This window comes from Arthrobacter sp. CMU6 (genome assembly GCF_059090205.1).
On the sequence record NZ_JBNHFL010000052.1, the window covers coordinates 1 to 14,785 of the forward strand.

The 14,785-nt window shown below is 61.5% G+C and carries 14 protein-coding genes; 9 read left to right on the forward strand and 5 right to left on the reverse strand.

The window, feature by feature from the left end; all coding sequences use genetic code 11:
- The first annotated feature begins 649 nt into the window (after positions 1–649).
- On the forward strand, positions 650–2,047 hold the full coding sequence (locus AC5RWD_RS22375; protein WP_494022123.1) for an APC family permease: 1,398 nt from the start codon (positions 650–652) through the stop codon (positions 2,045–2,047).
- Positions 2,044–2,787, forward strand: coding sequence for an IclR family transcriptional regulator (locus tag AC5RWD_RS22380; RefSeq protein ID WP_494022124.1), 744 nt, complete (start codon positions 2,044–2,046; stop codon positions 2,785–2,787). Before AC5RWD_RS22375 ends, AC5RWD_RS22380 begins: the two co-directional genes overlap by 4 nt.
- Positions 2,788–2,861: 74 nt before the next feature.
- Here the strand turns inward: AC5RWD_RS22380 and AC5RWD_RS22385 are convergent, their stop codons facing one another.
- The 5 genes from AC5RWD_RS22385 to hxlB form a co-directional block, all read right to left on the reverse strand.
- A complete protein-coding gene (locus AC5RWD_RS22385; RefSeq protein ID WP_494022125.1) occupies positions 2,862–3,836 on the reverse strand; it encodes a glucose-6-phosphate dehydrogenase assembly protein OpcA in 975 nt (324 codons plus the stop codon).
- On the reverse strand, positions 3,833–5,389 hold the full coding sequence (gene zwf / locus AC5RWD_RS22390) for a glucose-6-phosphate dehydrogenase (protein ID WP_494022126.1): 1,557 nt from the start codon (positions 5,387–5,389) through the stop codon (positions 3,833–3,835). Before zwf ends, AC5RWD_RS22385 begins: the two co-directional genes overlap by 4 nt.
- A gap of 45 nt (positions 5,390–5,434) precedes the next feature.
- Complete coding sequence (locus tag AC5RWD_RS22395; RefSeq protein ID WP_494022127.1) at positions 5,435–5,644, reverse strand: hypothetical protein; 210 nt, start codon at positions 5,642–5,644, stop codon at positions 5,435–5,437.
- Between the two features lie 131 nt (positions 5,645–5,775).
- Positions 5,776–6,399, reverse strand: coding sequence for a 3-hexulose-6-phosphate synthase (hxlA, locus tag AC5RWD_RS22400; RefSeq protein ID WP_494022128.1), 624 nt, complete (start codon positions 6,397–6,399; stop codon positions 5,776–5,778).
- A gap of 92 nt (positions 6,400–6,491) precedes the next feature.
- Positions 6,492–7,091: a 6-phospho-3-hexuloisomerase gene (hxlB, locus tag AC5RWD_RS22405; protein WP_494022129.1), complete on the reverse strand. Its 600-nt coding sequence runs from the start codon at positions 7,089–7,091 to the stop codon at positions 6,492–6,494.
- 301 nt (positions 7,092–7,392) lie between these two features.
- Between hxlB and AC5RWD_RS22410 the strand changes: the two genes are divergently transcribed.
- The 7 genes from AC5RWD_RS22410 to AC5RWD_RS22440 all read left to right on the forward strand — a co-directional run bounded on the left by AC5RWD_RS22410 (position 7,393) and on the right by AC5RWD_RS22440 (position 14,315).
- Positions 7,393–8,124 carry a FadR/GntR family transcriptional regulator gene (locus tag AC5RWD_RS22410; protein ID WP_494022130.1) on the forward strand — a complete coding sequence of 244 codons (732 nt, stop codon included), beginning with the start codon at positions 7,393–7,395 and terminating at the stop codon, positions 8,122–8,124.
- A complete protein-coding gene (locus AC5RWD_RS22415) occupies positions 8,108–8,815 on the forward strand; it encodes a cache domain-containing protein (protein ID WP_494022131.1) in 708 nt (235 codons plus the stop codon). Before AC5RWD_RS22410 ends, AC5RWD_RS22415 begins: the two co-directional genes overlap by 17 nt.
- A gap of 527 nt (positions 8,816–9,342) precedes the next feature.
- Positions 9,343–10,821, forward strand: coding sequence for an APC family permease (locus AC5RWD_RS22420; RefSeq protein ID WP_494022132.1), 1,479 nt, complete (start codon positions 9,343–9,345; stop codon positions 10,819–10,821).
- 649 nt (positions 10,822–11,470) lie between these two features.
- Entirely contained in the window at positions 11,471–11,851 is a 381-nt protein-coding gene (locus tag AC5RWD_RS22425; RefSeq protein WP_494022133.1) for a cupin domain-containing protein, read from the forward strand.
- Between the two features lie 24 nt (positions 11,852–11,875).
- Positions 11,876–12,346: a dimethylamine monooxygenase subunit DmmA family protein gene (locus AC5RWD_RS22430; RefSeq protein WP_494022136.1), complete on the forward strand. Its 471-nt coding sequence runs from the start codon at positions 11,876–11,878 to the stop codon at positions 12,344–12,346.
- Positions 12,343–13,320, forward strand: a complete 978-nt coding sequence (locus tag AC5RWD_RS22435; protein WP_494022134.1) for a PDR/VanB family oxidoreductase — start codon at positions 12,343–12,345, stop codon at positions 13,318–13,320. Before AC5RWD_RS22430 ends, AC5RWD_RS22435 begins: the two co-directional genes overlap by 4 nt.
- Positions 13,317–14,315 (forward strand): heme-dependent oxidative N-demethylase family protein, encoded by a 999-nt coding sequence (locus AC5RWD_RS22440; protein WP_494022135.1) that lies wholly within the window; start codon positions 13,317–13,319, stop codon positions 14,313–14,315. Before AC5RWD_RS22435 ends, AC5RWD_RS22440 begins: the two co-directional genes overlap by 4 nt.
- Positions 14,316–14,785 lie beyond the last annotated feature (470 nt).

Genomic DNA, 14,785 nt, shown 5'->3' on the forward strand with positions numbered 1-14,785 from the left:
ACGACTCCGCCGCAGCAGGCCCCTCCTTCAAAACCGCAACCGCACGCGAAATCTCCGCCCGCGACAACGGATCCAACGGATGAGCCACCCCAACAACGGACTCAATCTCGGTATCGATAGTCATGATTCTCCTAAGTGGTTTGGATTAGGGCCCTGCGGACTGGAAGCCGAAGTGCTTCGGAAAACGGGCCGGAAAGGAGCCGAGGGGTAGGCAGTGGTTGTTGGCCCACACGCGCCCGGCCTGGATTCGTTTCCCGGCCCGATGGGTGGTGTTCCCGTCGGAGCCAGCAGAGCTCTGCGGCGAGCCGACCGGTGTGATTCCGGTCACCTGCATGCCTTACAAGAAGCAAAGCTACGTGAGCGAATTCTTTTAGGCGAGGCTTTCAAAAGGATTTACTTGAGAAATTCGGGGACGGAAATTCCCACTCGAGTTAACATGTTGGAAACATTCGGAAACGTACCGGTGGCTATCGTTGCCAGTGCGGAAATGCTAATGTTCTGCACCGCGGCTCGATGACTTGCGCCCCCTCGGAGCGAGGCGAGCACGCCCATCCGAAGGGAGAGTTGGTACCCAGTGTCTGCACGCGGTGATCGCTTCATCACTCCCCGGTCTCCGGTGGAGGGTCTGCGCCGCCGAAATCTTTCCTTCTTGCCGGTCTTCGCACAGGCAGTTGCCGGTGTGGCGCCGGCCGGTGCCATGTCCGTCATCCCGGCTCTTGTGTTCCCGGGTCTTGTCTTTGGATCCAATGGACCGAACCTTTTGGTGACGTTCGGCGTAGCCATGGCCGTCATGGTGCTGGTTGCCTTCTGCCTAAGGCCCATGGCACAGCGCATGGCAGCGGTAAGCGGCCTCTACAGTTACACAGCCAAGGGACTTGGCCAGCGGACGGCGATCACCGCCGGATGGTCGGCCATCTTCGGTTACGGCCTCGTGGCCATGGCCGGCCTGCTGCTCGTCGGCATATACGTCGCCCAGCTGTTCAGCAACCTTGGTGTCCCTGTCACACACTCCAAGGTGTTCACGGTGCTGGTTATTGTTGCCGCTGCAGCCGCCGCCTGTCTCCTCATGGTCAGGGGGATCCGGATATCGGCGTGGTTCACGGTGTTGATGGAAGCGATCTCGATCGGCGTCCTCGCCGTCCTGATGATCGTCTACTTCGCCGTCAATCCGTCGAAGATCAGTCTCGGGAGCGTGTTCGCCTGGAACGGCAATTTCGACGCGTTACCCATCGGAATCGTCGTGGCCGTTAGTGCCTTTGTCGGCTTCGAAAGCCCGACGACGTTGGGAGGGGAGGCGAACAAACCCTTCGTTACCGTCCCCCGGGCCATCACGTGGACTCCGATCCTCATGGGTGTGCTTTGCCTTCTGGCCGTGACCGCCCAGGACGCTGCCCTCAAGGAGGCACCGTTAAACATCGCGGCCAGCTCCACTCCCCTGTCCGACCTGTTTTCCCAGGCTTCCCCTGTCTCCGCTGCAATCCTTGACCTGGGGATCGCGGCATCGTGGTTTGCGTGTGCGATCGCCTCGATGAACGCCCTTGCCCGGATATTCTTTTGCATGGGCAGGGAAGGCGTTGCGCCGAAGATAGCCGGCAGGACCCATCCCGTCTTTAGAACGCCTTCGATGGCAATCATGGTCATAATGCCGGTAGTTGCCATCGTTCCCATCGCGATCATCGTCGCTGGTACCGGTCCTGAACGCGGCCTCGTAAACCTGCTAACGCTTGGCGCCTACGGATACCTAGGATCCTATGTGCTTGCCAGCGCCTCGATGCCCTTCTTCCTGCGCCGTATAGGGGAGAGTACCCTCGCCAACTGGATACTGGGAGCAGCAACCACGCTGGTCCTCACGGCGGTGTTCTGGACCGCGGCGGCGGCATCGATTCGTACAGGCAGCCTGGAGACCATCATCTACGCTGCCGTCCTCCTCGCCAGTGTCGTTTACGCCACCTTCCTTCACGTGCGGTTCCCCAAACGTCTGGCATCTGTTGGCATCTACGACGAGACGCGGGAACTGGACCTGTTTCAGGGCAGGCCCACCCAGTGAACTACTACCGGCCCAGCTCCAAGCCCAGCACGGCGTCAAACCCGCTCAAAATCCTGGAAATCGTGGCGCAGTACGGCACCGGTACGACGGCAAAAGAAATCACCGACGCCCTGCAGATGCCCCAGGCGACTGCGTACCGGGTCCTCAATGCGCTTGTCGCGGACGAATATCTGGCCCGCACGTCGGACCTCCGCGGCTTTGCGCTCGGACACGCCATTGCGGGCCTGGTTACGGCTGCGAATCCCCCGACCGTTCCCACCGCCGCACGCTTGGCAATAGAAGAATTCCGCCGGGGTAACCGTTTCGCCGTGCACCTCATCATGTTCCGCAACGCATCCCTCAGAATCGCCGATGAGGACAGGGATTATCCGCTGCACTCGGCTTATGAAATGCTGCGTTACCCGCACGCTTCCGCCGCAGGAAAACTCATGCTCGCCGAACTTGCCGATTCGGCCGCCCTCCTCCCGAGAGGGCCGTTGACGAAGCTGACACAGCACACCATTACGGACAGCGGCCAGTTGGAAGCGCAGCTCGCAGAGATACGGCTCAAAGGTGAGGCCGCGGAATTCAACGAACTTGAGCAGGGATCCGCGAGTCTGGCACTTCCCGTGGGACTGCCCGACGGGCCTGCCGGCGCAGCCCTGTGCCTATCCGGCCCCTCGGAACGGTTCGCCACTATTTACGAACATGCCGAAGCTGCCCGGGAAGTGAGCAAACGACTGGCTCCGCTCCTGTTCTGAGTTGAACCCGGAGCGGAGCCATGCTTACTGGGAGACCTTCGGCCGGCAGCTTCAGCGGTCGCCCGCGGATCGGTTCAAGCCGGCACCCCGAAGGCGGCGAGTTCCAGGGTGCCCGGCTCGTAAAGGGTTTCCTGGTGCACCTCGGAGCTACCAAGGCTACGCACCGTTTCACCGAATACATCGTCGGGATCGAGCCGGCGCAGTTCCTCGACCAGGCAGTCCTGGAGGCTGCGGCGCGGCAGGGATATCCGCTGCGTGGGTTGCCCGGGCTGGGTCAGTTCGGCCACGGTGGATCCGGACCGGATAAGCCGGATGTCACCGGAGGCCCGGGACAGCCGGACGCCCCGGATCCCGGTGCCGGCGGGGTGCTCGACGATGGTGACGTGGGCGTTCAGGGCCCGTTGCAGCCAAGCGGCCAGCAGGAACGTACTGGGGGAATCGACGGCACCCTCGACGGCGACCGCGGTGACCGGTGAGCTATCCGGTTGGTCCAGGACGGCTGCGAGCTGGATCCGCCAGTTGGTCAGGCGGGTCCAGGCGAGGTCGGTGTCGCCTGCCTTATAGGTGTTCCGGATGTTCTCCAAGGCCCTCTGCGGATCCGTCCCGTTGGCCGAGTCCGTGATCCTGCGGTGTGCGATGCGTCCGATCGAGGTTTCGCTGGCATTGTCGGGTGCTCCATGCGGCCACCACGCCACGATGGGGGCGTCAGGCAGCAGCAGGGCCGCCACGAGGGACTCACTTTCCCCTGCGAGTTCCCCGAAGCCGCGCAGCACGATGACCTCGGACGCGCCGGCGTCCCCGCCTACCCTGATCTGGGCGTCCAAACGGGTGGAGTCCTGCGCTGAGCCCGCCGCGAGCACGATGATCCTGCACGGGTGCTCGCGGCTGGCCTCGTTGGCTGCCTCGATCGCTTCTTCTTCGAGTCCCGACTTTGTGATGACCACGAGGGTCAGTACGCGGCCGAGGGCGATCACGCCGCCCTGCTCGCGCAGGGACTGGATCCTTTTGGAAACCTTGGAGGTGGTAGTGCTTGGAAGATCTACAATCATGGCCTTCTCCAGGTACGCCCATCACGGGCTAGCAGCTCATCAGCCGAGGCAGGGCCCCAGCTGCCGGGCGCGTACGGCTCGGGCTGTTCGCCCAGGCTGGCCCAGTACTCTTCGAACGGGTCCAGGATTTTCCAGGACAGTTCCACCTCTTGGTGGCGCGGAAACAGCGGTGGCTCACCCAGCAGCACGTCCAGGATCAGCCGCTCGTAGGCTTCGGGGCTCGACTCGGTAAAGGCATGGCCATAGCCGAAGTCCATGGTCACGTCCCGGACCTCCATCTGGGTGCCGGGGACCTTGGAACCGAACCGGATCGTGGCGCCCTCGTCCGGCTGGACCCGGATCACCACTGCGTTCTGTCCGAAGTCGTCATCCCCGTGGTCTTGGAAGAGCAGGTTCGGTGCACGTTTAAACACCACCGCGATCTCCGTGACCCGCCGGCCCAGCCGCTTGCCGGCACGCAGGTAGAAGGGCACACCGGACCAGCGCCGGGTGTTGATGTCCACCCGGATTGCCGCGTACGTTTCCGTGGTCGAGTCGGCCGGAATCCCGTCTTCCTCCAGGTAGCCCCGAACCTGTTCGCCGCCCTGCCAGCCGCCGGCGAACTGCCCGCGGGCCGAATGCGTGGACAGGTCCTCAGGAAGTTGGACGGCGGCGAGGACTTTCTCCTTCTCCGCGCGCAGGTCATCGGCCTTGAAGGAGATCGGTTCCTCCATCGCGGTCAGCGCGAGCAGCTGCAGCAGGTGGTTCTGGATCACGTCACGGGCCGCACCCACGCCGTCGTAATACCCTGCCCGGCCGCCGGTGCCGATGTCCTCCGCCATGGTGATCTGCACGTGATCCACGTACTTCGAGTTCCACAACGGCTCGAACAGCTGGTTGACGAAACGCAAGGCCAGGATGTTCTGGACCGTTTCCTTGCCCAGGTAATGGTCGATCCGGAACACCGAATCGGGTGGGAACACGGACTCCACAATGTCGTTGAGTTGCCGGGCTGTTTGAAGGTCGTGGCCAAACGGCTTCTCGATCACCACGCGCCGCCATTTCTCGCCTTCGGCCCGAGCCAGGCCGTGCTTTGAAAGCTGCCGGCAAACGAGCTCGAAGGTCTTCGGCGGGATCGACAGATAGAACGCGTGGTTCCCTTGGGTGCCGCGCTGCTCGTCCAGTTCAGCCAGAGTGGCGGAAAGCCGCCCAAAGGCGGCGTCGTCGTCGAACGCGCCCTGAACAAAACGGATGCCCTCGGAAAGCTGTGCCCACACCGTCTCATCGAACGGCGTCCGGGAATATGCTTTGACGGCCTCTTTTATCTCGGCGGTGAGATCGTCTTTCGTCCGGCTCTGCCGGCCAAAGCCCACCAGCGCAAAGCTCGGTGGCAAGAGTCCCCGATTCGCAAGGTCATACACGGCGGGCAAAAGCTTCTTGCGCGCCAGGTCTCCGGTTATGCCAAAGAGCACCAGGGACGACGGACCCGCCACGCGGGACAGCCGGCGGTCGCGGGGGTCCCGGAGCGGATTCTGCCCGGACCTCACATTCGAATCAGGGTAAGTAACAGACATTGTTGCCTTCTAACTTTCGACAGGCAGTGTGCCCTCGACTGACGGTCACGAGAGAATTAGCTCGCGTGTCTCCCCAAAGGGAACGGCGTCGCTGAGCGTGAGCGTGTACCGGTCTGGCGCATGGCGCGTGACCAGGATGCCGGCAAACCGTTGTGGCTTCTGCCGGAGCACGGCTTCTGCATCATCGAGCAACTCGTAAAGTCGAACGGGGTCGTTAACGAGGACTTCCACGTACTCGGCGGCCTGACTATGCATGATGAACAGCTTCCTTCCCGGGGGTTAGGGTCCCCCAATATCAACCACTCATCCTGGGGTGTACTGCGTCTTAACTCCGGCGGCGGCGCCCCGCAGCCGTACGCTGCGGGACGCCACCGTCAACCGGAGACTTAGACGATGGCTGCGCGGAGTTCCTTGGCGGCCAGTGCGGGGTCGGCTGCACCGTAGATGGCACCGCCGGCGACGGCGACATCAGCGCCGGCCTTCTGGACGTCCGCGATGGTGGCGAGCTTCACGCCGCCGGCCACGGAGAACGGAACGCGGGCTTCGGCGCCGGCGCGGAGCAGACCGTTCAGGTCGAAACCGGGCTTGGCCTGCTCGTCCAGGCCGGCGTGCATCTCAACGAACTTCGCACCCAGCGCGCGGACTTCCTTGGCACGGGTGACCTTGTCCTCGATGCCGATGAGGTCCACGACCACGCCCTTGTTGTGGGCCTGGGCTGCCTTGACCGCACCGGCGATGGTGGAGTCATCGGCGGCACCGAGCACGGTGACCAGGTCGGCGCCGGCCTTGAAGGCGATGTCGGCTTCGAGCTCGCCGGCGTCCATCGTCTTCAGGTCAGCGAAAACGATCTTGTCGGGGTGGGCTTCCTTGATGGCCGTGATGGCGGACAGGCCTTCGGCCTTGATCAGCGGGGTGCCGAGTTCGATGATGTCCACGTATTCGGCAACCTTGCCGGCAAGTTCGAGGGCAGCTTCGGTGGTCAGGAGGTCGATAGCAACTTGGAGCTTCATGATGTTGTTTCTTTCTGTAAGGGAACTGCAATTGGGTGTTGAAAATTGGGTGGCTTGAAGTGCAGGCCGCCTGGGCTAATCGAGGTTGGCTGTTACTCGAGGTTGGCGTGGCGCAGCCACAACTCCTCCGCCGGCTGGGCGTCGTTGTCCCAGAGCGACTGGAAGATGGCCTCGGTGGCCACGAAAAGTACCTGTTCGAAGAGCGACCCGGCGTACTGGCGCGAAACGCTGGTGCCGTGGTCGGTCTTCTGGGCGGCGGGGATGATCACCACTGCGTCGGCAAGTCCGGCAAGCGGCGAGTCCGGGTTGGTGGTGAACGCGGCAATCCGTGCTCCGGCCTTGGCTGCTGTTTCCGCTGCCTTGACCACTCCGGAGGTCGTTCCCGATCCGGAAGCGACCAGGAGCAGGTCACCGGAGCTGATGGCCGGTGTGGTGGTGTCGCCGGCGACGTGGACGTTCAGGCCCAGGTGCATCAGCCTCATGGCGGCCATGCGCAGGACGAGGCCGCTGCGGCCCGCTCCGGCGACAAAAATGCGGCCTGTCAGGCTGATGTGGCGTGCCAGACCGGCTACCTGCTGTTCGTCGATTTTGGCCGCCGTGGCCGCGATCTCGTCCCTGACGAGGGACAGGTTGCGGACGATGTCATCTGTGGTGCTGTAGACCGTACTCGTCGCGGTTGCTGTCGGATTCACGATTTTTCCCTTCGATTCGGCCATCGGCCTGTAAGTGCCGAGTGGATGCTTTCTGGTTGATATCCATGATTCCGAAGCAGACGGGCAGGGGTAACACTGTTTTCTGACGGTTCTGACTACCCTTAAGGATGGTCGGTGTGTGGGAATTGGCTCAGGAGAGGGCAACGGCCCAAAGACTCTAGATGAGATCAAAGTCCTTAAGTACTCCCGGACTGTAGTATTAGCCCCAACCCGTAGCCCATCTTCGGAGCGCAGACTTTTGGCCTCGCCGACCCCCTTCGAGTCGCAGATATATCGCTCCTTGCCCGAAATCGAGCGGGCCGATGCCATTGTCGACAGAATTTCCACGGCCATCTCCCTGGGGTTGCTCAAGGTGGGTGAACGATTGCCCCCCGAAGCGGCACTGTCGGAGATGTTCGGGGTTGGCGGCGCCACCCTACGCGAAGCGTTGGGGGAGCTGCGCGAGCGGGGAATCGTAGAGACTCGCCGCGGCCGCAGCGGTGGATCCTTTGTCGTCCGGCAGCCTCAGAGCCAGACCGACGCCATACGGGACTGGTTTCTCTCGACGTCTATTTCTGAAATACGCGACATCGGAGACGAGCATTCGGCTATTGCCGCCACCACCGTCCGGCTGGCATGTGAACGCGCGGAAGCACATGACTTCGAGCGCCTCCAGGAACTTGCGCGGGCATTGGTTCTGGCCAGGACGCCCGAGGTTCGAGCATCTGCTGACAGCCGCTTCCACATCGAGTTAGCTGTATCAGCGCAATCACCAAGGCTGGCCAACGCCGAAATCCGGCTTCAGGAAGAGTCAGTTCAACAGCTATGGGCCCCCCTGGGCGTAGCGCTTGACCCCGAAACGGCAACCGCTGAACACTTGGAGTTGGTCCGGGCAGTGGCCCAGGATCAACCCGAGAAGGCCCAGAAACTGGCACTTGAGCACATCAGGCGGAACATTTTTCACCTCATAGACACGAAACTGACCCTCGGTTACAGCCAATCAATTCAGGAACCCAATGAAGCCCGACACTGAAGTCGTACACGCCGCCAATGCCCTTACTTCGTGGACCAACGGCGTCTCCACGGAGATCGAGGAACTCTCCAGGAACGTTGCCTCGCTGCTTGAGCGAAATCTCGTCGGCAAGTCCAAGGTTGATAAGGCCGCCTTGGTGGGGTTGGACAAACTCTCACGGGAGTTCCTCGCGAAGAACGATTTTGCCGTCGGCGCCGGGGCGTTCTTCGCCCATGAATCCGTTGAGGAGGGCGGCCGGGCCTTGGAATGGTGGTCCCGCAAGGGATCTGGTGCCGTCGGAAGGCTGGATTTCGACCTGACTCCGGGCAGCAACCGGTATTACGACTATGAGAAGCTGCCGTTTTTCTCCACCGCTGCTTCCACAGGTGAACAGACTCTATGGGGCCCGTACATCGACTATCTCGGCTTCGAGGAATACATCCTGACGTTCACTGCACCTTTCTCCGTGCATGGAGCCTTCACTGGGGTTGCGGGATGCGACATCCGCATCAAGGACCTGGAACCCCTCATCATGCCCCACTTGCGCGTAATCCCGGGCGATGCGGCCCTCGTAAACGCCAGTAATCGCGTCATTCTCGGCAACTCCGGAATGTACTTGGTTGGCGAGCGGATCAAACCCGGATCTCCCGAACAGCACCGACTGGCCCTGAACGTTCCGCACTTGGGACTCTCTTTGATCTACACCTCGTAGTGTAAAAACCTTCACTTCTGGATCTTTAGCGGATGACCGGCGTGGGTAGCCGCGGAGCTCGGTTGGCACCCAATGATGCACAGAAGGGGCAGGCTTGAACCGGCGGGGATCGCTAGCGACACCGGCCTCTCCGGCCACCACCTCCATGGACCGGCTGGCACGTTAGCCCGGTCACGGCTCCTGCCGCTCACTTAAAGATAAAGCTACTGTATTGCAGCTTTAAGGAGTAATCTTCGAAGTGATCTGTTTCACAGGAGAGCCGCGGCGTGTATCCGTACGCCGCAGGCTCGGAAGCCTTCAGCTCGAAGAATCCGCCGCTTATCAGCGGCGGCCCGCGGGGGTTGGAGAGGGGATCACCGATAGCGGATTCGCTTCCAGGTCGGATTCAGTGACGAACCAGGCCTGAACTTGCAGCGGAACCGGGACGAAGGTGTCGTATTCGGGAAGTGCTTCCTCATCCGGCCTGCAACATTTGCAGGACTCGGACCAAAATCTGACAACTCTTACGTTGTTTAAGGGAGATTGCTATGAGTGAAAAGCGTTTGGATGGGGGCGATGGCCTGGAGAGGTCGATCGACTGGAAGCAGGGCCTGGCCATCGCGCTGGGGGTGCCCTTGCTGATTCTGCCTTCTTTGGGCTACCTTCCGATGTATTTATCGGCTGCAGCAATTCTGATCTGGGGATTGTCTGTCGTTCAGGGCTTCTTTCAGAACGCTGCGTACGCTGAGATGGCCACAACCTTTCCCAAGGCCTCCGGCCTGCCGGGTTTTGCGCAGCACGTTTTTCGTACCGAGAACTACCAAGGCAAGTACGACAAGAGCAAGCTGATCGGCGGCTTCAGCGCCTGGAGCTACTGGTTCGCCTGGACCCCTGTACTGGCGATCTTTTCCATCCTGGTCGGCGGTTACCTTCACGGGCTGTTTCCGGTGCTGGGCGAGACGTTCACGGAGTATCAGCTCTCGTTGATATCCGGGGCAGTGATTTTCGCCGGATTGTTCGTGGTGAACTGGTTCGGCCTCAAGGACGGCGCGAAGCTGGGTTACATCCTGGCGGCATTCTCTCTAATACCGCTGGTTGTCCTGACAGCGGCACCTTTTGCTACCGGGCACGTTGAGATGTCCAACATCACCGGCAGCTGGATGCCGGCCGACTGGGCATGGGACATGCACCACATCCTGATCCTCCTGGGCATCTTCGCGATCGCACAGTGGAGTGCCTGCGCATGGGAAACGGCAGCCATCTATGGCCCCGAATACAAAAACCCGGCCAAAGACGTCGCCAAGGCGCTGTTTGCCTGCGGCATCATCTGCTTCTTCTCGTTCGTTCTGGTGCAGGCTGCGGTGATCGGTGTGCTCGGTGTCGACGGCGTACTGGACGAACCCGTGTCGCCACTCATTCCGGTAGCCCAGGCAGTCTTTGGCCAAGCCGGTTCCATGATCACCATCATTATGCTGATCGCCGCCATGATCCTGATCATCCAAACGGCCTACCTGGGTTCGTCGCGGGCAATGCACTCCATGGCGACAGAGGGCAACCTTCCCAGGTCCCTCGGCAAGACGAACCGCCACGGCACTCCCTTTGTTGCCATGCTGGTGATTGGAGCCTTCAACCTGCTGCTGATTTCGATGGGAAACCCCGCGGCAATCGTCGCGGCATCGGCGATAGGCTACACCTGCGCCAACGGCATCAGCCTCTTCGCCTACGTCAGGGCCAAGAGGCACCCTGCCTTTGCTGGCCTGGAAAGGCCGTTCACGGCGCCCAAGGGCTGGAAGAACGTCGCCATGATCTTCGGCCTGTTCAATCTGCCCCTGTGCCTGATCGGCGTGGTTTACCTGAACAGCCTCGAGATTGGCTGGACCCCAACCTGGGTCGGTTTCATCGTGCTTGCCCTCTACATCCCCATCTGGTTCTACTCCCAGCATGAATCGAGACGCCTGAAGGACAAAGGAACCACTGCCCGCTCGTCAGATCATGATGCCGCAGATCTGGAAAAGGCCAGCTCGTAGGTGCTGGAACCAGCCTCTCTGAGGGACTGGCGTCTCCGGAAGAGGTCAAGCTTGGCCACGCCGTGATCTGACCTGCCACAGACAGGAAGGCAAGGCCGCTGGAGAAGCGGTCTTGTCTTCCTGTCTTTGCGTCCTGGGCTCTGCGCCAGTCCGATGTTGCCAAGGCACAGCCACGCAATCACATCCCGCCCAATACCGGCACACGTGGAATTTTTAGATCCCCAAAAGGCCGGCAGCGCCGCAGAAGCAACCGCGCGCGGGTAGTTGTTCTGAGGGGGGTTGCTGCCCTGAGACAGGCCATCCTGAGGCTGGGGGGTGAAGTGAGCACCCTCGGGCCGCATGCTTGGCCTGGGACTTAATAGTGACCCAGTGCACAACTTTTTAATAAAAAAAGCTGGACTAGAAGAATTACGGGGGGTAGGTTTGCTTTTGGGACGAAGAAGCGTGATCGGCATCACACCAGCAGACGTCAGAGAAGAGCTCGGCTGGCCCCTCTGGAAAGCAGGCGATGCCGGGTTTGCGGGTCCCCTCCCGGAGCATAACCGGGGTTGAGGTGACCTTCAGCGCAGATTCATTTGCACCCGAAGACGAACAGTTCTGACAAAGACGAACAGTTCTGACGAACCCATTATTGACACAGGAGAGACCCATGGAAACCACCCTCGTAGGAACACTCAGCAAGGCCGGATCCATCCACAAGGTAGTAGGCGGCTACGTAGGTCTGCCGTCGATGGACGAGCCTGGGACAGTGGCCGCAATCGGCGACTCCCTCCACAACCCCGAAGGCTCGGTCATGAGTGCCGGCTTCTTCGAGCTGAAGGCTTCCGAGCCTCTGGTCTACACCTACACCTACGACGAGATGAAGGTCGTCATCGCAGGTGAATTCATCCTCACCGACCAGACCACCGGCGAAGTCACGCACGCCAAGGAGCGCGACGTGCTGTTCTTCCCGAAGGGCACGACCGTCAAGTTCGAGACCCCCGAATACGGCCTCGGCTTCTTCGCCGGCGACCGCACCTTCGCCCCGTAAGGACCGACCATGCGTTCCGCGTCCATGCCGCCGGCAGCAGGCACAGGCCTGGAACCTGGTTTCCGCGGTGTCATCTGTGCGTCCTTTGGCGCCACAGGTGACACCGCGGGTCAACACACCGGTGTCCAGCCCAGGCATGACTTCCGTTTTCAAGCTGCAAACCGCGAGGCACTAACGGAGCTGAGGTCCGCACTCGGACGATCGCACGTCGGAGTCCGCCTCGTACTCGCCGGCCCCCCGGCGGACATCCGTGCAGCCGCAGCAGTCGCCGCTGAATGCGGACTGCAGCAGGAGGAGATCACCCTCCTGAATGACGAGGCTGCTCCCCGGGTAATTTACTGCCCGCACTGCCATACGACTACCACCACCGTTCGGCCAGCCGGCTCCGAGGTGCAGTGCCAAGGATGTGCCACCAGCCTGGCCACCACAAATCACTTTTCGCGCCGAATGGGCGCGTACCTGGGGTACGCAGCTCATGCCGAGGAGGCATCATGACTATCACCGCACTCCCTATCAGCGCCCACCCGGCGGTGGAAGGTGGTCTCCAACTTGAGGTGACGAACGTCAGCCCTCAGACGGAATCGATCGTGAGCATCACGCTGGCAGATCCGTCGGGTGCGCGCCTTCCCTCCTATGTCCCGGGCAGCCACCTGGTAGTCCAGTACGGCAGCGGCGTGAATGCGTACTCGCTCACTGGCTCGGGCAACGGCCCTTCCGAATACACCATCTCCGTCCTCCGGGTCGAGGCCGGCGCGGGGGGTTCGGTAGCGATGCACCAGCTCGCTGCCGGTGACCGGGTGTATGTTTCCCGGCCCCGCAGCGCCTTCGCACCGGCCTCAACAGCCACGCACCACCTGCTGATCGCTGCCGGTATCGGCATCACCCCTGTCCTCTCGCACGCCCGGGCAGCAGCCGACCGCGGCACGACCTCATCGCTGATCTACGTGTACCGGCCTGGCGCCGGGGCCCATGTAGACGAAGCAAGGGAACTGCTCGGACCGGCCCTGACCGAATGCAGCAACCGGACCAGTTTCCAGAAGGTCCTCACTGAACACCTCACCACCCAGAGCCTGGGAACACACCTCTACGTCTGCGGTCCCACGGAATTCATGGACTCCGTCCTGGAGCAGGCCCGGGAGCTTGGATGGTCACCGTCGAGGCTGCATTCGGAAGCCTTCGGCGCCGCCGAACTGGATGATGGCGAACCGTTCACCGTGAACCTGGTCCGCAGCGGCATCAAACTCGACGTGCCGTCCGGCGTTTCACTGCTGGAAACCCTCGAAAAGGCAGGCAAGAACATCCCCAACATGTGCCGCAAGGGCATCTGCGGCGAATGCGTCCTACCGGTCCTGCGAGGAACCCCCCTGCACCGGGATCTCTACCTCACCGAGCAGGAAAAGGCCGAGAACACCACAATGATGTGCTGTGTTTCACGCAGCGAAGACCCAGAATTGGAGTTGGACCTTTGAGCATCACCATCGACAGAGACCCTGACACCGCGACCCTGCCGGAACGCATCAGGCGCTTCCCCTTCCCGTTCACCGGCGAGATGTACCGCTACAGCGCCAACGTCGAACCCGCCAATAAAAATGTGGCGACAGACGCCGGCTCCTGGGGCGCCGGGCTGATCGACATTGATGAGTTCTACCTTAAGGAACTGGCGGACCGCGAGGAGATCCTGGCCCGCGACCCCTCACGCATGGCGGTCCTCCCCCACATGCGGCCCGCGGTGTGGGACACAATCGCCACCCTGCTCCCTGCCATGGCTGAGGAAAACCCGAACATCATGTCCTTCCACCGCGAAGGAAATACCTGCCGCTGGCACAACGGCCTGCAGAACCTCGACATCGAATTCACCATCGGCGACGACGACTCGCTGCCCATGGAGCCCATCCGGTTCCTCGGCACCCAGATCCAGGACGACATCGTCCTGCTCGACGTCCGCGACAACACCATGTGGCTCGACGCCGGCCTGGTCACCTTCGCCGCGGACTGGTCCTTCAATTTCGACGTCGGCATGAGCTTCCTCGAAATCCACGGCCCCGTCCCGCGCCTCAAGGAAGAAAACATCATCGCCCGCGCCGAGCAGTTCCTCATGCGCCTGCAGCCCGGCGAACAATTCCGCCGCACCAACTGGACCATGACCATCGGGAACCGCCTGGACACCTCGACCGAAACCTACCCCGAATGGGGCCCGGACCGCGGAACCATCGCCACCGATCCCGACATGCCCGACAAGCTGCACCTTCGCGTCGAAGTCCAGCACCTCATCCGCCTCCCCCACACCGGAGTCCTGCTGTTCCTGATCCGCAGCTACCTGCTGCCCCTCAGGGACATCGCCAAAGTCCCCACCTGGCGGAAAAAGTTTGGCCACGTCCTGGCAGAACTCCCCGACGACATGGCCGAATACAAAGGCATCATCCGCTACCGCAAAGCTGCTTCCGACTGGCTGCTGGCCGGCTAACGCCCGAGTCGTAACGCAACCCACCTTTTAACTTCAGTCATATGGAAGTAATTCCTAAAAAAGGCTGGACTAGATGTTTTATATAGCGTAGCTTTTTCTACACAGACCGATTGAAAGTGGCCGGCATCACACCGGCAGGCGGTCCCTCCCGAAGCCTTAGGGCTTCGGAGGGTGCGCCGACACAGTCTTATTTGCATCAACGATGAACAGTTCTGACAAAGGTGAACAGTTCTGAGAATCCACACAGGGCCTGCTTGGACGAACGCCAGCAACCCACACCAGGGCGCCGCACTCCGCGGCTCCCAGCCGCTAGGCATCCTCATCACGTTCTATCTAGGAGATAAGCATGACTCTCGATATTGAAACCTCGGCTGTTGTTGGGGTGGCTCATCCGTTGGATCCGTTGTCGCGGGCGGAGATTTCGCGTGCGGTTGCGGTTTTGAAGGAGGGGCCTGCTGCGGCGGAGTCGT